Source organism: Synechococcus sp. CS-197 (genome assembly GCF_025128215.1).
Classification (GTDB): domain Bacteria; phylum Cyanobacteriota; class Cyanobacteriia; order PCC-6307; family Cyanobiaceae; genus Synechococcus_C.
This window is the reverse complement of record NZ_JAHLZC010000010.1, coordinates 37,180-58,820: the sequence shown is the minus strand read 5'-3', so window position 1 is coordinate 58,820 and position 21,641 is coordinate 37,180. Positions and strand designations below refer to the sequence as shown.

Sequence of the window (21,641 nt, the reverse complement as noted above, 5' to 3'; positions counted from 1 at the left end):
CAACCTAAACGGTTCTTACTCAGCATCTAATTGAACACAAATGGAATTCACAAATTAAGAATAACTTAATTTTAAAGCAACAGCAATCGTTCACGGCAGAATACCAATGGGCATGTACGAAACAGCCATAAAGGACTTCAAGTGTAAGCCTTAACTTAGACAAGCGACCCTAGGCATTCCATGAGCAATTTCACTGTCACGAACCTCAACAGCAGTGGCCAAGGAAGTCTGCGGGAAGCCATTGAGCTGTCAAATGCGAGCAATGATTTCGACACCATCACTTTCTCGCCAGAACTTAGTGGCGTGATTTCGTTGTCAAATGCGCTTCCCGATATAACGTCTCCGTTAAGCATCAATGCTCTGCCACCGGGGCAGACAGCACCGAGCATTCAGATTGATTTCGCGGAAAATCAAGGAATCACCTTTGCTGCAGGAAGTGACGGCTCATCGCTGATCGGCCTGTCGCTGGTCGGCGCATCTGGAGCAGGCCTGACACTCGAAAGTTCAAACAACACGGTTCAAAACAACTACATCGGCGTAGATCTCGATGGACAGAATGCAAGTGCCAACAACGGCAATGGCATCACGATCACTGCTAGCTCCGCAGGCAACCTGATCGGCAGCACCACGCCAGGCGACAGCACCTCATGGAATGACCTCTCGGAAGAAGGGGGTTACGCCATTTCCGCGATCCAGGGCATCCGCTCCGCCAGCAACGCGTCCGATCCATACATCCTCTGTGGCACTGGCACCGAAGGCGACGCTTCCCAAGTCGTTGGCCTGGTCAGCCTTGGTGCTGCAGACGGCAGCGGTGAGTGGTTCACGGTGAATGCCGCGACGGCATTCGGAGGTAGCAGCAGTGCTCTCACCAGTTGCTACGGCCCGGAGCAACTCGATGCCAGCACCATTCGCTTGGTTGGCTCCTACAACAGCAATGGAGACTTTCCCCCAACCGACACATCAGCATTCATTTACACCGGTGCCATTGATCAGGCCAATGGCACCACAGAAGGATTCACCGAATACCAGCACCCCGGTGCAACCTGGACGTTTTTTCACAGCACCCAGGAAGGATTGGTCGTCGGCAACTGGGATAACACCGACACCATTCCAGACACCAATCGACCAATCATTGGTACAGGGAAGGCCATCATCTACGAGGTGAGTAGTGGCCTGTCGATTGCCGACATTGCCTATCCCGGCTCCAAATCCACCACCGCCTACGGCATTGCCAAAGTCAACGACGATCTGTTCGCGATCACTGGCTCATACAGCCTTGATGGCGAACCCGACGGCGTCGCCCACGGCTACCTTGTGTATTACCGGCGCAGTGACAACAGCTTTAGCGAATGGACCAGCTGGGATGTGAATGACGTCGATCTGGGGAACATCGCCAGCCATGCAGATGGCATCAGCTACAACAGCACCGACAACACTTTCACCCTGGCAACCTGGGCCATCGACGCCGCAACAGGTCTTGCGCTGACAGGTCAGCTGATGACCGTACAGCGAACAGATGATGGGGGGTTCGGAGAGCGACTCTGGACCGAAGTCAACTACAACAACCAACCTGGAGGAACCACAGTCCCCACCTCTGTGGCCGGCGATGTGATGACCGGCGAGTATGAGGCATCCGACGGAAGCGTCACAACCTGGTCGTCAGAGACGAGCTTCTTCGTGGATCCCAGCAATGTGATCAGCGGCAATGGAGGCAATGGCATCGCCATTCTCGGCTCGAGCACGGCCTTTGAAACCAACAACACCATCGCCCAGAACAGAATCGGCACCAGCGCCGATGGCAGCACTGCATTAGCCAATGGCGAAAACGGCATTCTGATCAATGCCAGCAACCGCAATCAGATTGGTGGCACCTTGAGTGGCGGCAATAACCCCACAAAAGAAGACACAACACCACCACCCCTCGGAAATCTGATTTCCGGAAATACAGGCAATGGTGTGTTGATCAGAGACGGTGCCGATGGCAACAGCCTGAGCGGCAATTTCATTGGCACAACAGCAACTGGAAACTCCAAACTGGGTAACGGAGCGGATGGCGTCGCCATTCTCAATGCCGACAACAATCGACTCCTTGGTTGTCAATTCGAAAGCTCACCATTCATTTATTACAATGTGGTGAGTGGAAACGAAGGCAATGGTGTACGCATCACGAACAGCGATAATTCCACGATTCATGCCAATTTCTTTGGCTTAGCCGCAAACAATCTCGACTCACTGGGCAACGGACTGAATGGAGCACTCATCGAGGGAGATTCAAACAATACCCAATACGGTGGTGTCATCCCCCTTGGCAATGTGAATTCAGGGAATTCCCTGAATGGTATTGAAGTCAAGGACACAGCCAGTGGCTTCATCACCTTCAACACCTTCGCCGGAACCACGGCATTCGGAGGCATTGCCCCAAATCAACGCAATGGCATGCTCTTCACCAGCACTGGTGGTGACAACACCATTCGCACAAACGTCATCGGTGGCAACATCGAGAATGGAATCCATATCACTGGCAGCGCTGTAGACATCACCGTCGATCCAAATATCATCGGCTTAAATACCGCTGGCAATTCGGCAACCTACACCTACCCCTCGGGTGAAACTGTTTCGTTTGCCAATGGCCTCGATGGAATCCGCGTCGATGGCAATGCCGAGAACATCTCGATCGCCGGAACCTATCGATCCGTCATTCCCCAGAACACGATTTCCAACAACAACGGGTATGGGATCAACGTGCGTGGCAATGCCAATCAGGTCCAGATCGCAAATACTGCAGTCGGCACTGGATCGCTCACTGAAAAAGTTGAAGAGCAATTTGGCAATGCCCAGGGAGGCATTTTCGTTGGCGGAAATTCAAACAACATCACCCTCGGAGATTCACCAGTAACCGACAACTTACTCATTGCCAACAACTCAGGCAGTGGTTTAACGATCGAAGGAAGACTCAACAATCAACTCTCCAATACTGTGCTCAGAAACAATGATGAGTACGGCCTAAGCTTTCTAGGCCTCAACCAAGCTGAAGCCGAACAACAGATCAACCAAGGAATCACTTACGCAGGCAACGCTTTCGGCACGATTGAAGTGGCACCTGGATGGGCCAACCTCAGCTTGAGACAAGAAGTTGATGCGAGCAGCTTCAGTGTGGCTGCGGACACTGAAATCAGTCTGCTGCGGCAGGACACAAGTGATCAGATTGTGAATTTCAGGCTGAGAAACCAATCCTCAGGCACCGTGCTGTCCCTGACACAACTCGATGCTGCCAGCAACCAATCGCTAAACCTTGAAAAAATCCTCGAGAACACTTGGTCACAGTCCGAGGGAGTCGCCCTCGGTGGTCGCCAGATCACAGCACTCGCGCGGGGAACCTGGATTCCAGAGGCCATCAATCAAGACAACGAAATTCTGGCCTTAGACAATCTTTCTCTCGCTGGCGCCAGCGCTACTGCAACATTTTCAGGAGGCATTCAGGCGGTGTACTCCGTTGGGGGGACCGGAGTGCTGGCAACTGCTGCTGCTAATCCGGTTGCAACGGTCACAGCCACGATTCGACGCCTGAGTGATTACGACAACGGGATCGCAATTTATGAGTCTGACGCGCTCACTGGAGCGGTAAATGGCCTCCTTCCTGGCGCTGATGGCTATCTAGAGGCAGCTCTGGGCAATGCCAAACAGGCTGGTCGAGTGTTCTCAGCTTCACAATTGCCTGGATACAACCAGACCGGAACCATCGATTTTTCTGTATCAACCGAAAACAACTACGGTTTCTTGATCCTGGTTGATGGCGATGAATCGACTCTCTACAGCTCGTACGCTGCAGCCAACCCAGGCCAAAGCATCCAATTCACAAGTTTCACAACGCCAGGAGGTGGGCTCACAATCGGAGCCGAGGATTTGCTGACCAGTGGAGTGTCAGATCAGGATTTCAACGATCTGATTATTTCAGTCCCTCCAGTTATTTAACTTTTAAATCGACAGAAATTCTAATCAAAAGAGGCAGTTAGGGCTTCAACTGGTCCAAGAGAGTTTGGGTCAGAGCCAGCTCGCAGCGCGTCGTAAAGATGCCATATCCCGTGCCCTGAAACGCCACAGATTTGGCATAGGCACACACCTTGCGGCGTTCGTTCCTGAATGCCGCGGCCTGGTCCACTGGATCGGCACTGGTTTTGTAGAAACCAGTGAGATTGTCGCGCCAGAGGGTCTGAAACACTTCACTGGGCACCGCACGGGCCTCCAGAGCCACCGCCTCCAGAGCCTGCTCCAAGCGCTGGTCCATTGCCTTCAATGCCGCAATCACACAACCCGTTTCCTCCACAGTGCTTTTGGTTGAGGAACACACCTCAGAGGCCCGTGTTGGCAGAGGCTGCAGAGACCAAAGGGACGCGGCGAGCACCAGGGGGAGGGAAACAGAAGCACGCATGACAGCGGTTTGGGGGACTGATGCTCACATCCTGCAGACTCTTGACGCTGCATCCAAACACTTGATCAGAAGCAAACCGAACAGAGCTCCAACAATCGTTCGGGTGATCAAGACGATTGCGGCACCATCAGCTTGCGCCCTTCTGATGGTGTGTTCGGGGTCGCCATCAAGCGCGCAAGACAAGCCATTGAGCCAGCAGGAATCCTTTGCTTTCGGGGTTGGCTTCACCTCAGGCATCGTCACAACGACGTGCATGCTCGAGGACGCTGATCTCCTCAGCACCGACGAGGCAAGGCTCTTCATGCAAGGGGTGCTGGAAAGCATTGTCGAGAAAGAAACGGGCTCACGCCTTGAGGCCAGCAAGGAGGGTTATGCCGTTGCGAAGCGGAAATTTCCCGACTGCCCGATTCCATGAACGTGCGCACCGATCACGAACCAGCGGGCATCACTTTGTTGCTGATGCGGGCTTACCAACGGCTGCTCCAGGGCCTGGCATGGGTGTTGCCCTTCCCCCAGCCCCGCAAGCTCATCGGTGCCGGTGCCTTGCGGTCGTTACCGCCGCTGATGCGAGGGCGACGCTGGCGCCGGCCCCTGCTGGTCACCAACGAGCAGCTCCTGAAGCTGCAACTACCCCAACCCCTGCTGGCGGAACTCGATCGGATCGGGCGGCCCTGCCAGGTGTTCGATCAAGTTCCTGACAATCCCACCATTGCCAGCGTGGAGGCCGGATTGCAGGCCTACCGCGAAGGCCACTGCGACAGCCTGGTGGCCGTGGGGGGCGGCTCAGTGATCGACTGCGCCAAGGCCATTGGCGCGCGCGCGGCCAACCCCTGGCTGAGCTGCCGGGCCATGGAGGGGCTTTTCCGAGTGGTGCTGCCGCCACCGCCTCTGGCCTGCGTCCCCACCACCGCCGGCTCCGGATCAGAAGCCTCGATCGCAGCCGTGCTCACCGATGGCGATCGGCAACGCAAACTCGCCATGGCCGATCTCAAGCTGCTTCCAGCGATCACAGTGATCGACCCAGAGCTGATGCTCGGCCTGCCGGCTTCGATCACAGCCGCCGGTGGCCTTGATGCCCTCACCCATGCGGTGGAGGCCTACATCGGCCGCAGTGGCAACCCCTTCAGCAATCGTCGCGCCATCGCTGCGATCAGCGCCATTGCTCACTGGCTTCCGAAAGCCTACGAACACGGTGACGACCTCGAAGCTCGCCTGCAGATGGCCCTCGCCGCCCATGCCGCTGGTGAAGCGTTCACCCGCACCAATGTGGGCTATGCCCATGCCCTGGCCCATGCGCTCGGCTGCTTCTACGCCATCCCCCATGGCCTCGCCAATGCACTGGTGTTGCCGAGTGTGCTGCGCTTTTCCCTTCCGGCATGCGAGCCCAAGCTGGCCACTCTGGCCCACGCTGCCGGGCTAGCCACTGACCAGACCAGCGATCACGATCTTGCGTTGGCCTTCATCCGCTGGGTGGAGGCACTCAACCAGCAGCTAGGAGTTCCACCTTTCATTGCGTCTCTCCGCAGCGTCGACATTCCCCAAATCAGCGTCGATGCCCTCCAGGAAGCCCATCCCGATTATCCGGTGCCGCGGTTGATGCGCCGCAGCGATTGTGAAGCCCTGCTCACGGAGCTGACCAGATGCAGTTACAACGAATGATTGTTTTGCATCCATGGACGTCACTCCCGATGCTGACTAATGATTCGGTGGGCATCACCACTAGTCGAATCATGAGTTCATTTGCTTGGTCGGATTACGACTCTGCTGCTGTAAGGGGAACCGATGGATCTGCGCTTCTACGCTTTCTGAACAGGCTTCAGAGCTCGCTAAGCAATCGTGAATTGAATCTGCATGTCATTGAAATCCCAATCCGAAGCCTGAGAAGCCAGAAGATCTTCAAAGGCAAAGGTGTTGTCGCCAAGAACCTTCACATGCTGCTGACCGTCTGAGGCAGTCGCCCCAAAGGTGAAGACTTCTCCATTGGGATTAATGAGCACTGCAGCATAGATGCCAGAATCTTGCGAAGACAGAGACCATGTAGCAGTGCGATCAGAAATCCCACCAGCCGACAATGCCAAGGGGCCAGGATTGATTAAGTTGTCACGGACAGCTGATCGAAACGCATCCGTATTTCCAGCATCAACACCGGCAACCGAATACCCAGTAACAGCATCGCCTTCAAGCTGCACAAGACCCAGGCGGTTAGTGTAATCCGCATGCGTGAGAATGGACATTGACAAGAGAGAACCATCGTTGGGAATATCGGTGAGATCAAGAATGGCATCACTGCTTTCAACTTGTAGACGAGCCATTGCAGCTGAGCCAGCTCCGACAGCATCGAGAGAATGCATGATTCTCAACTCAAGATCCTCATAATCGCCGTAGGCTTCAAGAACCTTGTAATTTGAGATTCTTTCCGAGAAGGAATCGTAGGGTTCAGTCGCTATAGATTTCGCATAACCGGCAAGCTCGGACAGTGCGCCAGCAACACCGTAAGAACGCAGACTCAAAGAATCCACAAGTACATCGAACATCTCAGCGTAGTCAATACCTTGGCTGGATGCGATCTGTTGATCAATGTAATCGACAACAATCATTGAAAGTTCGTCAACCAGCTCCGCATAAGCATGAACCCCATCCGAATCATCCTCACTGGCCGAATCACTTGTGAGGATAGTCCTTGAATAGAAATGCGTCAGTAGAAGACCAAACATTGAATTCAACAAGGCATGCGCATTCGCAATCACATCGGAATTGGGTAGATCTTGCCTTGCAATTTGATGGGGAGCGATCGCCCTTGGATCAAACAGCTCATAGGGCAGATCAACGACAGAAGCATCAGAGGAGCCGTCAGTCTCATCAGAGAGATATTGGCTGGCCTCTTGGGTGAGGATTGCGATTGTCTGGTTGCGATCGTTCTCGGAGACACCTCTCCGCTCCATCGCCCATTCAAGAGTCGTCAATGGAGAAATCACCTCTGTTTCATCGCGAGCGAAAAGTCGACCGAGATAATGAATCCCCGTGGTCTTCTCGCGACCACCCTCGAGGATTAAAATCCCGTCGCCATCAAGCTTACTTTTTACATACTGACCATTTTCATTTGTCAACAATGCACTCTCATCACCTGCATGCAAATGATCATTATCGGCGTCAAGAAAAACCTTGGAACCAGAAATTAGTCCATTGGTCGTTGTCGACATAAGCTCAATGCCAGGAGGTGTCCAAGGATTCGAAGAACTCAGAATCGAGGCATCAGCATCTGAAGAAGCTGGCGTCGGATCGTAAAGACGCAAGACAACATTAAATGTATCGCCGGAAGTTGGAGTCGGGATCCAGAACTGCTGATTGGTCGGAGCCGCTTGACTGAGGTTCAGAGTGAGGTCGCTTGTGTCCAGGTAGGAGAGCTGCTCAGAGCCCAAGGCATAAACGCCCGATGCAGCCGTCAGATCTGGGTAGCTCGACGACGTGATGTAATAGTTCGCATCGTCGACGTAGGTTGACGGTGGAACAAGGTAATTATCATCACCATAAACTGTTACTGACCAGGAGCCCAATGAACCAACGGGCGGCAGCCCGGAATTCGAGAAGTCAATGGTGTAATCATCATTGATACTGAGCGATGTCCCCGATGAGTCCTGCGTCGCCTGCGGGTAGGTTCCATCACCGGCAAGATTGGCCCCCAGACCCACACTCGCCACAGCTGCTGCCGTCATCCATCCATGAGAGGATAGATTATAAGAAGGCTCGTACTGACCAAGAGTCGTATTGATGGACCAGTAATCAGTTGTAGATGTTGCACCTGAATTAGCCGCAATCAATTTGATAGCCTTTTGAGCGTCATCAAAACCATTTTCAATTGAATCACTTGAACCCGAAAATCCAGACTCAGTCAAACCGATTGAATACGACCCACTCCCGCCAAAGTTCGTAAACATATCCGCCTGGCTGTAGAGGGTACCCGACTCATTGATCTGCCCATTTGTCGTGCCGGAGTAATAAACATACGTTGTATTACTATTCACAGCCTGCGAGAGCTGGGTAAAGAAGTCAGTGTAATTAGTACTGGCATTATTATTGGTAATTGTCGATGTTGACGGACCCGAGATATCACTCCAACTCTTTTTAACGTTAATAGTGAAGTCGTCATTCAGCGACTGGATCGTATCGAGTGCCAGCGAGGGATCTGGATTGGCCTTTTGATAGGGAGTCGGGGTCTGGTCAGACGCTAAAGACCCACTTGGAACCTGGTAAGGGTCAACTTCGACCCTTCCCAACATCCAAGCCTGAGGACTTTGCAGGGCTAGGGCACTTGGCTGATTCTCCCCATTATAGTTGCTTTCAACATAATCAAGAATCTCTTGACTGGCATTTGCCCAGTAAAAAATCTGACTTGAAGTCGCTTCAGAGTGCGCAGATCCACTACTGAATTGAACATTTGTATAAGGATCCAACACTTGAACCAAAGTGTAAACTGTGCCGGTTAATGGATAACCAACTTCAATAATCGAACTGGAAAGGTCGAGGAAGGCACTCGAATAAAGCACTTCTGTATTCGGCGTGACAATCGTGTTCGATTGATCAATCCCTGGAGAATTATATACTTCATTAATTGGCTTCCCAACCCCATTAGGAGCCGACTGAGTTACAAAAATCCCCTGCTTCTCCCAGAACTGCTGAATTGGCAACCCCCAGACGTAGGCACAAACCGAGCCATAATATTCATCCGAAACACCACTTGCACCCCACGCCTGCAAAGGATTGGTCACCTCAGCGTCGTTGGCGATTTTGTTAGCAGCGAGGTAAATAGATTTATAAAATAACTCGATGCTGGAACCAGCATCTTTAGAACCGGATGCAGACGATGGAGAGCTAGCCATTGGCTATATAGAATTCATCTCCAAATTAATAATCCTCTTTGTAAACAGCAACGACGTTAAGGATTTTTTTTCAACTCACCAAGATGGAGCACCGCATCTTCACGGTCACGTCGATTGATCTTTGACAATTGATCTTTAAACTAGGGCGTCGCTGTTTGGTGCAGGGTTTCGATCATCGCCTCGGGCAGAGGCAGGCTTTCTTCCGGGGGAATGCTCACCTCGAGGTAGGCCGCGCCATTGTGGGCATTGATCGCGGCCAAGGCCTGTTCCAGCTCTGCCACGGTTGAGGCCTTCCCGCACCACCATCCCTGGCAGCCGAAGGCTTCGGGCAGCTGGGCATAACGCCAGGGAGGCAGATCGTTGTAGGCATGCCCGGTTTCGCTGAGCAGGGCCTCCACCCCATAGAGGCCGTTGTTGAGCACAATCACCACCGGCTTCACCTTCATGAAGCCCATCACCCCGATCTCCTGCACCGTGAGTTGATGCGCCCCGTCACCGGTGACCAGCACCACGCGACGCTCGGCATCAGCCAGAGCACACCCCAGGGCGGCCGGTGTTGCCCAGCCGATCGATCCCCAAAGGGTCTGCGTTTCGATCGCTACCCCATCCGGCAGACGCATGGCATTGAGCTTGAGCAGAGAGGTGCCGGTATCCGACATCAACAGATCCGTGGGCCGCAGGAACCGCTGCAGGCGCGGATAAACATTGGCCGATGCCGTGGGTTGATCCCCCTCACCGGCAAGAGGAATCAAAGGCTCGGGCTGCACCGGCCGCTGCTCCCCCCACTGACTTGGTTTGGCATCAGCGGCCTGAAAGCGCTTGATCAACCCAGCCAGCACTTCGCTGAGGCTCACGCTGGTGAACACCTGATCACCGGCCTGCACCCAGTCGGCATGCAGAGAGATCACCCGGCGGCTGTCCAGATACCCACTCCAGAGACCGGTGTTGAGGTCCTCCATCACCAGCCCACCCACATCGAGCAGAACATCAGCCCCTTCCACCACACTCTGCAGAGCGGCAGGGGTGGAGCGCACGCCGTTGTACATCCCCAGAAAAGCGGGATGCCCTTCACTGAGCAGGGCCTTGTCCATCGGCGTGGTGGCGTAGGCCAGGCCGGAAACCTCGAGGAATGTGGCAAACGTCTCCACCAGTCCGAAACGCTTGAGGGTGACCGTGGGCATCACCAGCGGACGGGTGGCCTTAGCGAGACGCTCCATCACCAGATCGAGCACGGCGTCGAGCTCCACCGTCACGCTGGCGTGTTGATCGATGCTTCCGATGGGTGTGCCCTGAATCGGCGTACCGGTGATCGGCATCAGCGCCAAGTCCATGGGCACGGTGAGATAGGCCGGCCTGGAATCCTCCAGGGCTTTATCGATCACCCGCTCCAACTCCACCACCGCGTTCTCTGGCGTGAGCCGCGCACTCACACAACCGGCTGCAGCCGAAATCGCCTCGAAGCGGTCGTAGCGGGTGTCACCCAGGGTGTGATGGCAGATCAGTCCCTGACGCACAATGCGCACGCTGGGGGTTCCCACCAGGTGAAACACGGGCAGTCGCTCGGCCATGGAGCCCATCACGCCATTGAGGGCACTGAGTTCACCCACGCCGTAGGTGGTGCAGACGATCCCGGCACCACGGCGACGGGCGTAGCCATCGGCGGCATAGGCCGCATTCAGTTCATTGGCTGATGGCACCCACTGCAGCCGCGGATGCACTTCCACAGCGTCATTCAAGGGAAAGGAATAGTCCCCAGGCACACCAAACACATGACCGATGCCGAGATCCGCAAGCCGATCCAGCACGTAGGTGACAACCGAAGGAGGCATCAGCGCCGTGACACGTTTGCTTCAGTGTGACGCCAACGCCGTGCGGATCAACGCCTCCGAGAGACGCCACAGCTCACCAGCCTTCGCCAGATCGGCTGCCGCCGCACTGGTCTGAACGGCAGAGAAACGATGCATGCCGGGGCGCACCAACCGGTTGCTCCAGTAGCTGAATCCAGGGGATGCGTAGGCAGGGTCTGTGATCAGATCTGCCAGCAAACCGCCAGCCGTTGCAGCCGATTCCGTCACCCGCAGCAGATCCCGGGCCACCAACGCGAACAACGCCATCCCCACAGGATTGCTCTGGCGGTTGTGGCGGAAGAAACCATCACGGCTGCGCTGGATCACCAACCCCGGGCTCCAGGTAAGCACCGGCAGGGCGCCCGCGAGTTGGCGGTCGAATTCAAGCCCCAGCAACACATTGCAGAGCTTGCTGTCTTTGTAGGCCTTGTCGCCATCAAAACGGGCGGTGCCATCGAGCATCACAAAACCGGCACCGGCCCGCAGTCCTGCCAAGTCACCCAGATCGGCCGGTTGGCCCACGCGCCCGCCGCCAGTGGCCGGGTTGTGCACATCGGAGGCGGTGATCACCACCCGCGGCTGCGATCCAGCCCGCAACAACGGCAGCAACCTCGTGGCAATCAGCTGGTGGGCCAGCTGATTCACGGCAAAAGTGATTTCGATGCCCTGAGACGACCACACCGGCGCTGCGACTCCCGCCCGTTGCTGCCCGGCATTCAGCACCAGAGCATCCAGGGGTTCACCTCGATCCAACAGCTGATCGCAGGCGCTCTGCACACTGCGCAGGTCGGCCAGATCGGCAACAAGGCAGGTCACCTGACCGGGCGATGCACAGGCGGCGACCAATTGCGCGTGCGTCTGCTGGCCGCGCTCAGAGCTGCGGCAGAGGAGGGTGAGTTGATGACCACTGGAGACCAACCGGCGGGCGGCCTCCAAGCCAATGCCGGAACTCGCCCCAGTGATCAGGATCTGCTTCATGCCAACCACCTCAGGACAACCAGGGCCAACGCAAGCCGAAGGCGTCCGCCGTGTTCATCACCTGGGCATTGAGTGAGCGCCCCAGCTGCACCTGGGGTTCATCGGGCCGGATCGCAATCACCCGGTGCTGAGCCCTGCCGCCAGGATCGGCGCCTTGCACCACCCCACGCCGCAGCAGGGAATTGGCTGCTTCCAGCCCACACACATAGGCCCGCTCCTGGCAGAGCCCTTTGGCGCCGAATTCCCGCGCCCCCATCCGCACCCAGTCGCCGGCACAGACCAATGAAGGAATCGCCGTCTCCAGCGGCGGCCGCTGCCGGAAGCTCCCTGGGGAGAACCAGGCCACCGAGCCGGGATAGCGGCGCACCTCAGCCTCCAGCACATTGGCGGTGTGAAAGGCGGGATTGGCCACCGGCAAGAGCTCGCGCATCAACAACGCCACGATCGCTTCATCGCTCAGAGCCGCGATCGCTGTGGCGTTGTAGAAGTCGCTGGCGATCACCGATCCCCGCGGTTGCTCTCCCCCCCACAGCGCAGCTTCCGTCTGCTGCTGCAGCTGATCGAGCATGAAGAAGGTGCCACCAGCCCCCTGCAAGGCCTCGAATCGGGAGAACACGTTGGCGGGATCCGCAACCTCCACGTAGGCGTCCAGCCACAACCGCACCGACACCACGTCAATGGCCCCGAGACTGCCGGCATCGACCAGTTCAGGGGCTGCAGCGGCACAGGCTGGCGACTGTGCCATCAGTGCGCCCATCCCCTTGGCACCTACCGTGAGCACCACCGCATCCACTCCGTCGATCACGGCGTTCTCACCCGTCGCCAAAGCACGGGTTTGCACCGACGCAACGGCCTTGGTATCTGGATGGAGGTTCAAACCCGTGGCCAGCGTGCCGCCGAGCACCTGCAGGCCATGGCGATCGATTAGCCGCTGCGCCAAGGGGGCAATCAGCTGTTCGGCAATGGTGCTGGAGCGGATCCAGCGCACATCGAAGGAATCCTGATGGGCAAAGGAGTAGTAGTAGAGAAGCTCCATCGTCACCGCCGCCGACAGTTCCTCCGGCGGCTTGAACAAGCCCACCAGAAGGGTGGGACGGAGGAAGTCGTTGATCATCCGCTCACTGATTCCGAGGCTTCGGAACAGCGTCAGCGCATCGAGGTTGTCGTAGCGCTCGAACACCGCGTCGCTGCGGTTGAGATCGAGCATCGCGTAGAGGAGCCCGGCAATGCTGAGGCGATCAGCCACGGGCAGGCGTTTGAAATTCGTTGCTGTGGCCAGCACCTGCCCGATGGGACTGGGCCAACCCAGCGCATCGCCGAACACCGGCGCGGTGGCCTCCAGTCCATCGGGTGACCAGAAGGCGCTGGTGGTGAACTCCGTGAACACATTGCTGAGCCCGAGCTCAGCGGTGAGGGCATTGATGTTGGGGTAGTCCTTCCAGAAGCCGCGGGTGCCGGCTTCAAAGGGTTTGCCGCTGCTCGTGGTGATGGGCGTCCTGCCCGTGGGATCCGCCATCCCATCCAGCAGCGTCACGCGCACCCCGGCTTCACAGAGAGCCTTGGCGGCACCCCAGCCGGCCCATCCCGCGCCGATCACCACCACATGCGACGGGTTGGCAGTGGATGAGGCTGCATCTCTCATGGTCCGCTCCTGCAACCGATCCCTGCCCACCACGCTAAGCAGTGCCGGCGCCAGACTCGGCTGGAGCTTGTTCCGATCCCGCCCCACCTTGATGATTGGCGCCCTGCTGTTATTGCTCTCGCTCAGCCCCGTGAGCGCAGCTCCGGTGAGTCGCGATGATCCCGAGCAGGCGGACACCCGAAAATCCCGTATTTCCACGGCTGCCGGTTCGGCCGTGGTCGTCACCGCCAACCCCCTGGCCAGCAAGGCCGCTCTCAATGTTCTTGCCAGCGGGGGCCATGCCGTGGATGCCCTGGTGGCAGCGCAGGCGGTGCTGGCCGTGGCCGAACCGCAGAGTTCCGGGCTCGGAGGCGGAGGTTTCCTCTTGCACTGGGATGCCCGTCGCCAGGCACTGGAGGTGTTCGATGGCCGTGAAACCGCACCCGAGCGCAGCCGCAGCGACGACCTGCTCAAGCCCTCCGGTGACCCACTGTCCTATCGGGCGGCCACCCGCAATCCGGATGCGATCGGCATTCCTGGCACCGTGGCCCTGCTCTGGGAGGCCCATCAACAGATGGGGCAGCGGCCCTGGTCCAGCACCCTTCAGCCCGCCATCCGCCTGGCCCGCGAAGGCTTCCTGCCCAGCCCGCGGCTGCGCAGCTCCGTGGCCCTGGCCCAGCGCCTCGGCGCAACCCACAACCTGGCCTTCCAACAGCTGTATCTGCCTGGCGGCAAGCCGTTGCCAGCCGGCCGTCTGTTCCGCAACCCAGCCCTGGCCCGCACCCTGGAGACCCTGGCGCAGCATGGTGGGCGCGCCTTTTACGAGGGCCCGCTGGCCCAACGGATCCAGAGCGGGGTGAACGCCCTGACGGCTCAGGCCCCCAACTTCAAGGGCTGGAGCGCCAATGATCTTGCCTCCTACGCCGTGGTGCGCCGATCCCCCCTTTGCCGGGTGCTGATGAAGCACCGCGTCTGCACGGTGCCCCCGCCAAGCAGCGGCGGCCTGGCGGTGCTGCAGACCTTGGCCCTGCTCGAGGCGACCGGCGGCTTCAACGATCCAGACAATCCACAGAGCTGGCGCGATCTGGCCCTGGCGGAATCCTGGGCCGATGCCGATCGCCTCTACTGGGTGCACGATCCGATTGATGGCTCTGTTCCCACCCAGGGACTGCTGAATCCGAGTTATGTGCAGGCCCGTGCCCAGGCCATGCAGGCCTCACCCGGACGCCTGCCGCAGCCCGGTCTGCCCCCAGGATTGAAGCGGTTCCCCTTCGGTCGCCCTGGGCCCGGCCCGGAGCTGGGCACCTCCCACGTCACGATCGTGGACGGTGCAGGCAACATCGCCAGTTACACCACAACGGTGGAAACCGTGTTCGGCAGTCGCAATCTGGTGGAGGGCATGGTGATGAACAACCAGCTCACCGACTTCGACTGGCGACCCGTGGTCGGGGGGCTCGCCGTAGCCAACCGCCGCCGGCCAGGGCGCCGGCCAGTGTCGTCGATGGCGCCAACGATCGTCTTCAACAACCAGCAACCGGTCCTGGCCCTGGGCAGCCCGGGGGGAAAGCGGATCCCGCACTTCATCAGCCGGGTGCTGCTGGCCGCACTGCAATGGGCGGAACCTCCGAAGCGATCGGTGGGCCTGCCCCTGCTGTCCCCCCAGGGAGACAGCCTCGTGATCGAAAAGGACCCACCGCTTCCCTGGCCCATCAATCCCAATCAACTCAACGTCCCCGGGCGCAAGTTGCGCTCCCAGACCCTGGGCAGCGGCATCGGCTTGCTGCAACGCATCGGCGACCGCTGGCATGGAGCCGCCGACCCTCGGCGGGAAGGAACAGCCCTGGCCCTGCCCTGAAGCGCCGGGGGCTCACTCGATCAGGAATTCACTACGCAGAGCCCTTGCATCCTGGATGCGCTGGGCAGCCGCCAACTGCCGCAATCGGGCCTGCAACCAGGCACGCAAACGCGTTGATGCCACCGACTTGCTGAGCAGGCCATCGCTGGGTTCGGGCTCGCCAAACGGAATGGTCATCAGCCTGCGTCAGCGACGCAGCGCCTTCATGCCGTCCCGGACCCGAACATCGCGGAAGTTGGGAACGGCAGCTCCGGTGGAACGTGTGATCGCCAGCACCAAAGCGCCGATCAGGGCCAGGTTCATGAAGAAGCTGGCATCCACCGGAAAGGTGTGAAAGATCAACGTGGTGGGAACGAGAAACACCAGCAGCAACGAGGCACCCAGACGAGTGTTTGTGCCAAACACCAGCAGTAACGAGCCAGCAATCAGAATCACAATCGCTGCCACCAGCAGCACTCCAGCCAGGGGCTCGGCAATCCCCTTCGAGGCGATCAAGGCAACTGTGGCGGCAAAGCCACTGAACTTGCTCGGGAGGGCTTTCACGAACACCGCTGCCAGACACAGCCGGCCCAGGAAGTCGAGCGCCTTGGAGGGAGCCAGGGAATTGAACATCTCGATCAGAGAAACGGACCAACCGGTTCTGTAGCGGTTGGAACACTAGAACCCGGCCCTGCCTCACTGCAGGCAGCGGCAGAAGCCGCTACAAAGGCGCAGATCCCTTGCACTGTCAATGCCATGGGGCGATCACCCTTCCTCCCCGCCCTGCTCGGGACCCTGCTGCTCGGCGCAGTCGTGCCTGAACAGGCTCTGGCGAACATCAAGCAGGAATACCAGCGGGCCCACTCGTGCGACTACTTCCAGGCGCCTTTTGTGAGCGATGTGGGGCTGTACAAGGACCAGAAGGTGCGCTTCTGCCTCAGCGCCGATCAGTCGGAACTCATCTACGTGTTGGCGATGGGCACCTCCTGGGTGGTGCCCTTCAACCGCGAATACCGCACCGATGGCGTTCGGCGTTACTACACCCTCGAGAAAGACGACCTGGTGCTTTATCAGAAGGAAGACGGCGTCGTGAAGCGCACGGTGCTCGGCCGCAAGCGCTGACAGAACCGTTCTCCATCAGCAGGCGATCACTGCATCCATTCCGTTGTTGGGAGACCTTCCACGGACGCCACCATCACCCAAACCACCGTGGGCTGATTGCCCTCGTTCTCCACGTAATGGGGTTCTGACATCCCCTCGATGAAAGCCTCCCCGGGCTTGAACACACTGCTCACTTTGGATCCATCGGGTTGCACCCGGGTGTTGAGCAGATCACCGGAATTCTCGCCCTGCACGTACACCAACATCGGTGCGGGGTGGGTATGCAGAGGGATCTTGCCGCCCACCGGAATCTCCACCCGGAACAGACGCAGTTCCGGGTTACCGGCGGGGTACTGCAACGGAGTGCCATTGAGCGATTCACTGCCGCTGAACACCTCCTCGATCTGAACCTCACCAGGGGCAGACGCTGCTTTCTGAGCTTTGCTGGCCGGCTGGGACCCGCCGGTACAACCGCAGACGGCAGCAGCCGTGATCGAACACACAGCCAAGGAGGAAAGCACTCGATGCAGCATCGGTCTGAGCGTGAACAACGGCGCGAGCAGTTTGGACCACAGACCTGAAACACAAAATCAGGCGATGATCGAAGTCTCCGTATTCAAGCCATGGCCAGCTTCGACAAGAACACGCCATTCATGCTGCTGGCACGCATTCACGTGAAACCCGACTGTGTGGAGGCCTATCTCGAGCTGGCACGAGCCACCGACGCAGCAGTGCAGGCCAGCGAACCGGGAATGCTCCATCACACCTTTGATCAGGATCCCGACGACCCACAGGCCTTTGTGTGGTCAGAGCTATATGCCAACGACGCCGCCTTTGCCGCCCACGTGTCGAATCCTCCGGTTCAGGAGTATCTGCAGAAACACGCCGAACTCGGCGACGACTTCAGGGTGGAGGTCTACGGAACGGTGGGAGACGAATGCCGCACCTTGATGCAGTCCTTCGGTCTTCCCCTGAAGATTTTTGAAACCCAACTGGGATACAGCCGGGTGTAATTGAACTCAGCGTGCCAACTGAAACCCAGCTCCGGGCTTCACGGGCACACCACCGTTGCAGAAATTGGAAGCGAACACCTCCTTGTCCTGAATCGTCCAATCAGGCTTATTGGCTTCATACCAGGCCAGGCTGTCGCTGTAGCAGGTGTTCCAACGGGTGGATTGTTCTGCAATCGGCCGCAACGACAGTGCAATCGACACCGAACTGGCTGTGGCGATCAGGCCCAGCACCGGGAACAGATGAGCATTGATCATGTCGCGGGCGTTGGACATCTCAAGCAGAAGCGTTGAATCCATTGTGAACCGCGTCGCCAGCAGCCGATCACCCCCACCCGCGAAATTTTTCGTTCCCTGGAGTGATGTCGAAATGAAATTTCCCTGGAGGAAGAATCAGGCCAACGCGTAAACCGGTTCCATTCGCTTCAAGCCCATGGCGTTTGTCAGCCGCATTTGTGCCACCTCCCGCGGATCCACCATCGATGCCGTCGGCAATGGCCGCTACCGCGTCTGCGACCGCGACTCCCATTGCGCAGAAGTGAACGGTCTCTGGCAGGCCTACGAAACCCTGCGCCAGCAGGAGCAGCGCCCTGGGTAGCGCACCCCCGCTGCTGCTGATCCACCCCATCGGCGTTGGGCTCTCCAGCTGCTTCTGGGATCGGTTCATCCGACACTGGACAACCCTGGAGCCGGAACGCACGCTCCTGGCACCCGATCTCCTCGGTTGCGGCAAGGCTCCCTGCCCGCTGCAGCCACTCACCCCTCACGATTGGGCGCAACCGCTGATCACCAGCCTGAGGAACCGCGGAGCTGAGCCCGTTGTGCTCATCTCCCAGGGGGCATCCCTGCCCATTGCCCTGGCTCTCCAGAACCAAGCGCCTGAGTTGGTGGCTGCGCTGGTGGCCATCAGCCCACCGGGCTGGCGCGTGCTGTCGGAACCGTTCCCGCAGAAGCGAGCCCAGCAGCTGTGGACGCTGCTGTTCCGTGGTCCGCTAGGCGATTTGTTCTATCGCTATGCCCGCCGCCGCGGTTTCCTCGCATCCTTCTCGCGCAAGAACCTCTTCGCCGAGCCGGACGCGGTCGACGACGAATGGTTGGAGACGTTGCAGACCGGCGCGCGAGCCATGGAGACCCGTTGGGCCGTGTTCTCCTTTCTGGCCGGTTTCTGGCGACGCAACTGGGAGCCCCAGTTCACAGGCCTCACCATTCCAGTGCAGGTGGTGTTCGGCCAATCGGCCACAGGCATCGGCCGCTCCCGCAGCTGGGACGATGTCGCAGAACGCCTGGACACCTACCGCCGCAAGCTTCCAAACGCGGCCATCGTCACACTCGATGGCCGCAACGTGTTGCCCTACGAATCCAGTGCCGCTTGCGTGGCCTGCGTGCACAGCTGGCTTCAGTCCACCAGCTGCTGATAGGCCTCAGTCACACGGCGAAAAGCACTCGCCGATCCACCCACATCTGGATGATGGCGCTTCACCAGGCGACGGAAGGCCTGCTTGATCTGCTCCTGGGTTGCACCCACCCTTAAGCCCAACACCGCCAGCGCCGCCTCCTCTGCGCTCCCTGAAGCAGCTGCAGGTTCGCGATCCGTTGTGCGCCGGTCACTGCGGGTGCGCCGGGTCTGGCGACGACTGGCCTGGGTCTGGCGCTGACGAAGCTCGCTCACAACCCGGGCCGGATCCTCATCAAGCCATTCGCTGGCGCGCACGCCATAGAGCGCGAAAGCAGCCATCACGGCAACCGTTTTTTTGGTTGTTCTGGGTCCAACTGCAGCGAGCAGATCGGTCCCCAAACCGCTCACCAAACGATCCAATCGCTGCTGCAGGCTCAGGCGAGACGGAAAACTATTGCGATTGAGCTGGTCGATCAGCCCCTCAAGTGCACTCTGACGCAGCTGACTCCATCCCGGCTGCCTGGCCAAGGCCGCACTCCAGGCTTGAACCTGCTCCGCAGTGATGCGTGCAGGAACCTGGGCTGAGGGCTGCTGCCACTGGGCACGACGCACGCGCTCGAGCTCCTGCTGCAGACGCTTCACTTCGCGGCGCAGGGCATCATTCTCGCGCAGAAGTGCCTCCACATTGCTGGTCACCCGCTGACCAGACGCTGAGCTCTCCCAGGACGTCGTCGCACGCTGCGGCGACCAGTGGCGCGGATCGAACCCCATCAACGGCGCTCCCTGCTTACCAAGGAAGCACCTCACCATTGGCGTGCCAGAAGGTGCCGCTGCTGTCGAGATTGAGCGCATCCATGCGCGCGAGCAAACCGCTCACGGCTTGCTCCGGACTGATGCCCTTGGGATTGAAGCCGATCATGCGCGTGCTCACCAGCCCTGGATGCAGGATGGCCACGGCGATGCCCCGCGATCGCAGGTCATGGGCCAACGACTTGCCAGCGCTGTTGAGCGCCGCCTTCGACATGCGGTAGCCGTAGGAGCCACCGGAGGTGTTGTCGTCGATGGAGGCCATGCGGCTGCTCATCAACGCCAGCTTGCCGCCACTGGGAATCTGTGCCGCCAGCGCCCGCACCAGCCGCAACGGGGCGAGAGCATTCACCTCGAACTGACGGCGGATGGAGGCCTCATCCAGCAGATCGAAGCCGATCGACTCCAGGATTCCGGCATTGAGAATCACCCAGTGCAGAGGCAGGCCATCAAGACGGCCAGTCAACTCCGCGGGCATCCCTGGGTCCGCCTGATCCAAACCGGCCTCGATGCGCACACCAAGAGCCTGAAGCTCCGGGGAAGTCTCCCGGCACACGGCAATCACATCGAAGCCACGGTCACGCAACTGACGGCAGTACTCCAGGCCGATGCCGCGATTGGATCCTGTCACGAGAACCGTTGCCATCAAACCGCTGCAACCAAGCCACATCCTGCCCATGCAGCGGCCCCATCGACTCAGGAGGCTTTGAATGGCGCCAGCGAGGCCTGGATTAATGACCGTTGAACCACCTGCCCGACCTCCGCTGCTCAAGCTGCTGCTGCGGGCCTTACGCATTGCCGCCAGCACCGCAGCTCTGGTGGAGGCGCTGCGCAATGACTGGCTGGGTGCAGGCCTGGCAGCAATGGCCTGGCTGGTGTTCATCCAGGTGGAACGGTCTCGGGCTGCAAGCCACACAGAGGAACCGCGCGAGCCATGAGCACCCGGATTGCGATCGAGCAACTGGCCGCCTTCGCGGAAGCGCCGTTTGAGGGCAATCCCGCCGCCGTGTGTTGCCTGGACGCCTGGCTGCCAGACGCGCTGATGCAGGCGATCGCCACGGAAAACAACCTCTCGGAAACAGCGTTTCTTGTTGGCGGTGGGGGACGCTATCAACTTCGCTGGTTCACCCCCACCTGTGAGGTGGATCTCTGCGGCCACGCCACCCTGGCGGCGGCCGCTGTGGTGTTCCGCCAGGAGCCGCAGCGGGACACCTTGCTGTTTCAATCCCGCAGTGGTCCCCTCCGCGTTCAGCGCGAGGGCGACCGAATCTGCCTCGATTTTCCGGTGCAGCGGGCCCACCCTTGCCTGCCACCAGCAGGGCTGGGGGAAGCCATCGGCGCCACTCCCAAGAGCTGTCTGCAGGGCGTGGATCTGATCGCCGTGTTCGCCGATGAGAACACGATTCGCAGCCTGCATCCAGATCCGGAGCGCGTGGCCGCCCTCCCGGGCCGAGGCTTGATCGTCACCGCACCAGGCCAACACGTGGACGTGGTGAGTCGATTCTTCGCGCCGGGGTGCGGTATTCCAGAAGACCCAGTCACCGGATCGGCCCACTGCAGCCTCACCCCTTACTGGTGCGAAGCACTCGGCAAGACCGTGCTCTCCGCCCGGCAGCTCTCCGCCCGCGGCGGCTCGCTGCGCTGCACGCTGCAGGGTGAGCGGGTGCTGATCAGCGGGCGGGTGATTCCCTACCTGAGCGGCACCATCCAGGTGTGACACCGCTCGTGCCTTGAAACATCA

21 protein-coding genes are annotated in these 21,641 nt (G+C 59.0%); 10 read left to right on the top strand and 11 right to left on the bottom strand.

Annotated elements, in window-relative coordinates:
* The first annotated feature begins 180 nt into the window (after positions 1–180).
* Positions 181–3,972, top strand: a complete 3,792-nt coding sequence (locus KQ296_RS03765) for a right-handed parallel beta-helix repeat-containing protein (protein ID WP_011932782.1) — start codon at positions 181–183, stop codon at positions 3,970–3,972.
* Positions 3,973–4,009: 37 nt separating this feature from the next.
* Here the strand turns inward: KQ296_RS03765 and KQ296_RS03760 are convergent, their stop codons facing one another.
* Positions 4,010–4,429 carry a lysozyme inhibitor LprI family protein gene (locus KQ296_RS03760; protein WP_011932781.1) on the bottom strand — a complete coding sequence of 140 codons (420 nt, stop codon included), beginning with the start codon at positions 4,427–4,429 and terminating at the stop codon, positions 4,010–4,012.
* Between the two features lie 253 nt (positions 4,430–4,682).
* On the opposite strand from KQ296_RS03760, the gene KQ296_RS03755 reads away from it, so the two are divergent.
* Complete coding sequence (locus KQ296_RS03755) at positions 4,683–4,844, top strand: hypothetical protein (protein ID WP_011932780.1); 162 nt, start codon at positions 4,683–4,685, stop codon at positions 4,842–4,844.
* On the top strand, positions 4,841–6,088 hold the full coding sequence (locus KQ296_RS03750; protein WP_011932779.1) for an iron-containing alcohol dehydrogenase: 1,248 nt from the start codon (positions 4,841–4,843) through the stop codon (positions 6,086–6,088). The genes KQ296_RS03755 and KQ296_RS03750 overlap by 4 nt, the downstream gene beginning before the upstream one ends.
* A gap of 167 nt (positions 6,089–6,255) precedes the next feature.
* On the opposite strand, the gene KQ296_RS03745 is transcribed toward KQ296_RS03750, so the two are convergent.
* The 4 genes from KQ296_RS03745 to KQ296_RS03730 all read right to left on the bottom strand — a co-directional run bounded on the left by KQ296_RS03745 (position 6,256) and on the right by KQ296_RS03730 (position 13,773).
* The gene (locus tag KQ296_RS03745) at positions 6,256–9,306 is read right to left on the bottom strand and encodes a DUF1254 domain-containing protein (protein WP_011932778.1); all 3,051 of its coding nucleotides are present in this window, start codon (positions 9,304–9,306) and stop codon (positions 6,256–6,258) included.
* Positions 9,307–9,446: 140 nt separating this feature from the next.
* Positions 9,447–11,135, bottom strand: coding sequence for an alpha-keto acid decarboxylase family protein (locus KQ296_RS03740; RefSeq protein ID WP_011932777.1), 1,689 nt, complete (start codon positions 11,133–11,135; stop codon positions 9,447–9,449).
* Positions 11,136–11,156: 21 nt separating this feature from the next.
* Positions 11,157–12,131 carry an SDR family NAD(P)-dependent oxidoreductase gene (locus KQ296_RS03735; protein WP_011932776.1) on the bottom strand — a complete coding sequence of 325 codons (975 nt, stop codon included), beginning with the start codon at positions 12,129–12,131 and terminating at the stop codon, positions 11,157–11,159.
* Positions 12,132–12,141: 10 nt separating this feature from the next.
* A complete protein-coding gene (locus KQ296_RS03730) occupies positions 12,142–13,773 on the bottom strand; it encodes an FAD-dependent oxidoreductase (protein WP_011932775.1) in 1,632 nt (543 codons plus the stop codon).
* Between KQ296_RS03730 and KQ296_RS03725 the strand changes: the two genes are divergently transcribed.
* A complete protein-coding gene (locus tag KQ296_RS03725; RefSeq protein WP_011932774.1) occupies positions 13,772–15,607 on the top strand; it encodes a gamma-glutamyltransferase family protein in 1,836 nt (611 codons plus the stop codon). The genes KQ296_RS03730 and KQ296_RS03725 overlap by 2 nt on opposite strands.
* A gap of 12 nt (positions 15,608–15,619) precedes the next feature.
* Here KQ296_RS03725 and KQ296_RS03720 read toward each other — a convergent pair whose 3' ends face one another.
* A complete protein-coding gene (locus KQ296_RS03720) occupies positions 15,620–15,784 on the bottom strand; it encodes a hypothetical protein (RefSeq protein ID WP_011932773.1) in 165 nt (54 codons plus the stop codon).
* A gap of 9 nt (positions 15,785–15,793) precedes the next feature.
* The gene (locus tag KQ296_RS03715) at positions 15,794–16,219 is read right to left on the bottom strand and encodes a DoxX family protein (protein ID WP_011932772.1); all 426 of its coding nucleotides are present in this window, start codon (positions 16,217–16,219) and stop codon (positions 15,794–15,796) included.
* Between the two features lie 123 nt (positions 16,220–16,342).
* On the opposite strand from KQ296_RS03715, the gene KQ296_RS03710 reads away from it, so the two are divergent.
* The gene (locus KQ296_RS03710) at positions 16,343–16,708 is read left to right on the top strand and encodes a hypothetical protein (RefSeq protein WP_011932771.1); all 366 of its coding nucleotides are present in this window, start codon (positions 16,343–16,345) and stop codon (positions 16,706–16,708) included.
* A 26-nt stretch (positions 16,709–16,734) separates the two neighbouring features.
* Here KQ296_RS03710 and KQ296_RS03705 read toward each other — a convergent pair whose 3' ends face one another.
* A complete protein-coding gene (locus KQ296_RS03705; protein ID WP_259726354.1) occupies positions 16,735–17,190 on the bottom strand; it encodes a cupin domain-containing protein in 456 nt (151 codons plus the stop codon).
* Positions 17,191–17,310: 120 nt separating this feature from the next.
* Between KQ296_RS03705 and KQ296_RS03700 the strand changes: the two genes are divergently transcribed.
* Positions 17,311–17,700, top strand: coding sequence for a putative quinol monooxygenase (locus tag KQ296_RS03700; protein ID WP_011932769.1), 390 nt, complete (start codon positions 17,311–17,313; stop codon positions 17,698–17,700).
* 6 nt (positions 17,701–17,706) lie between these two features.
* Here the strand turns inward: KQ296_RS03700 and KQ296_RS03695 are convergent, their stop codons facing one another.
* Positions 17,707–17,973, bottom strand: a complete 267-nt coding sequence (locus KQ296_RS03695; RefSeq protein ID WP_011932768.1) for a hypothetical protein — start codon at positions 17,971–17,973, stop codon at positions 17,707–17,709.
* A 157-nt stretch (positions 17,974–18,130) separates the two neighbouring features.
* Here KQ296_RS03695 and KQ296_RS03690 point away from each other — a divergent pair, with 157 nt between their 5' ends.
* Positions 18,131–18,295 (top strand): hypothetical protein, encoded by a 165-nt coding sequence (locus tag KQ296_RS03690; protein WP_011932767.1) that lies wholly within the window; start codon positions 18,131–18,133, stop codon positions 18,293–18,295.
* On the top strand, positions 18,288–19,112 hold the full coding sequence (locus tag KQ296_RS03685) for an alpha/beta hydrolase (protein ID WP_311133855.1): 825 nt from the start codon (positions 18,288–18,290) through the stop codon (positions 19,110–19,112). The genes KQ296_RS03690 and KQ296_RS03685 overlap by 8 nt, the downstream gene beginning before the upstream one ends.
* Here the strand turns inward: KQ296_RS03685 and KQ296_RS03680 are convergent.
* A complete protein-coding gene (locus tag KQ296_RS03680; RefSeq protein ID WP_011932765.1) occupies positions 19,094–19,864 on the bottom strand; it encodes a J domain-containing protein in 771 nt (256 codons plus the stop codon). The two genes, KQ296_RS03685 and KQ296_RS03680, sit on opposite strands and share 19 nt — an antisense overlap.
* A gap of 16 nt (positions 19,865–19,880) precedes the next feature.
* Positions 19,881–20,546, bottom strand: coding sequence for an SDR family oxidoreductase (locus KQ296_RS03675; protein ID WP_011932764.1), 666 nt, complete (start codon positions 20,544–20,546; stop codon positions 19,881–19,883).
* Between the two features lie 88 nt (positions 20,547–20,634).
* On the opposite strand from KQ296_RS03675, the gene KQ296_RS03670 reads away from it, so the two are divergent.
* A complete protein-coding gene (locus tag KQ296_RS03670) occupies positions 20,635–20,838 on the top strand; it encodes a hypothetical protein (protein ID WP_011932763.1) in 204 nt (67 codons plus the stop codon).
* On the top strand, positions 20,835–21,617 hold the full coding sequence (locus tag KQ296_RS03665) for a PhzF family phenazine biosynthesis protein (RefSeq protein WP_011932762.1): 783 nt from the start codon (positions 20,835–20,837) through the stop codon (positions 21,615–21,617). Before KQ296_RS03670 ends, KQ296_RS03665 begins: the two co-directional genes overlap by 4 nt.
* Positions 21,618–21,641 lie beyond the last annotated feature (24 nt).

Bases quoted from the DNA above. Each gene is read 5' to 3' on its own strand.
- KQ296_RS03690 (WP_011932767.1), top strand. From the start codon at position 18,131: ATGGCGTTTGTCAGCCGCATTTGTGCCACCTCCCGCGGATCCACCATC.
- KQ296_RS03760 (WP_011932781.1), bottom strand. From the start codon at position 4,429: ATGCGTGCTTCTGTTTCCCTCCCCCTGGTGCTCGCCGCGTCCCTTTGG.
- KQ296_RS03750 (WP_011932779.1), top strand. From the start codon at position 4,841: ATGAACGTGCGCACCGATCACGAACCAGCGGGCATCACTTTGTTGCTG.
- KQ296_RS03695 (WP_011932768.1), bottom strand. From the start codon at position 17,973: ATGTCCAACGCCCGCGACATGATCAATGCTCATCTGTTCCCGGTGCTG.
- KQ296_RS03670 (WP_011932763.1), top strand. From the start codon at position 20,635: ATGACCGTTGAACCACCTGCCCGACCTCCGCTGCTCAAGCTGCTGCTG.
- KQ296_RS03720 (WP_011932773.1), bottom strand. From the start codon at position 15,784: ATGACCATTCCGTTTGGCGAGCCCGAACCCAGCGATGGCCTGCTCAGC.
- KQ296_RS03725 (WP_011932774.1), top strand. From the start codon at position 13,772: ATGGTCCGCTCCTGCAACCGATCCCTGCCCACCACGCTAAGCAGTGCC.
- KQ296_RS03710 (WP_011932771.1), top strand. From the start codon at position 16,343: ATGGGGCGATCACCCTTCCTCCCCGCCCTGCTCGGGACCCTGCTGCTC.
- KQ296_RS03730 (WP_011932775.1), bottom strand. From the start codon at position 13,773: ATGAGAGATGCAGCCTCATCCACTGCCAACCCGTCGCATGTGGTGGTG.
- KQ296_RS03745 (WP_011932778.1), bottom strand. From the start codon at position 9,306: ATGGCTAGCTCTCCATCGTCTGCATCCGGTTCTAAAGATGCTGGTTCC.
- KQ296_RS03765 (WP_011932782.1), top strand. From the start codon at position 181: ATGAGCAATTTCACTGTCACGAACCTCAACAGCAGTGGCCAAGGAAGT.
- KQ296_RS03715 (WP_011932772.1), bottom strand. From the start codon at position 16,219: ATGTTCAATTCCCTGGCTCCCTCCAAGGCGCTCGACTTCCTGGGCCGG.
- KQ296_RS03680 (WP_011932765.1), bottom strand. From the start codon at position 19,864: ATGGGGTTCGATCCGCGCCACTGGTCGCCGCAGCGTGCGACGACGTCC.
- KQ296_RS03755 (WP_011932780.1), top strand. From the start codon at position 4,683: ATGCTCGAGGACGCTGATCTCCTCAGCACCGACGAGGCAAGGCTCTTC.
- KQ296_RS03740 (WP_011932777.1), bottom strand. From the start codon at position 11,135: ATGCCTCCTTCGGTTGTCACCTACGTGCTGGATCGGCTTGCGGATCTC.
- KQ296_RS03700 (WP_011932769.1), top strand. From the start codon at position 17,311: ATGGCCAGCTTCGACAAGAACACGCCATTCATGCTGCTGGCACGCATT.
- KQ296_RS03675 (WP_011932764.1), bottom strand. From the start codon at position 20,546: ATGGCAACGGTTCTCGTGACAGGATCCAATCGCGGCATCGGCCTGGAG.
- KQ296_RS03665 (WP_011932762.1), top strand. From the start codon at position 20,835: ATGAGCACCCGGATTGCGATCGAGCAACTGGCCGCCTTCGCGGAAGCG.
- KQ296_RS03735 (WP_011932776.1), bottom strand. From the start codon at position 12,131: ATGAAGCAGATCCTGATCACTGGGGCGAGTTCCGGCATTGGCTTGGAG.